The sequence below is a fragment of the Vibrio sp. 10N.222.55.C6 genome (assembly GCF_041473395.1).
Taxonomy (GTDB): Bacteria; Pseudomonadota; Gammaproteobacteria; order Enterobacterales; family Vibrionaceae; genus Vibrio; species Vibrio crassostreae_C.
The window spans coordinates 1-251 of the sequence record NZ_JBFRSD010000856.1; the positions used below are offsets into that span (position 1 = coordinate 1).

The window sequence follows — 251 nt, forward strand, 5'->3', positions numbered from 1 at the left end:
TCCCTAAACCCATATCGTCAGCTAGTAAAGCTCCGCTGATACTTGGTTCAGTAAGAATCTTCTGTTCTACCCCCAGAATCCACCTAACGCCTACCTCTTGATGCGGGAATGGTTTTCGTTTGTGATTGTCCCAATTTAACTCACCTTCCCACGCCATATCTGCGATCAATTTATCAACCTGCGGGGAGTTTTCTGACAACTCCTCATCATTTAGATCGATATCAACAACATGGATCTCTTTTTCACTAGAG

At 43.8% G+C, this 251-nt stretch carries 1 protein-coding gene; it reads right to left on the bottom strand.

The window, feature by feature from the left end; all coding sequences use genetic code 11:
• Positions 1-251, bottom strand: a 251-nt coding sequence (locus tag AB4486_RS26545) for a hypothetical protein (RefSeq protein WP_372119753.1), incomplete at both ends; no start/stop codon positions are given.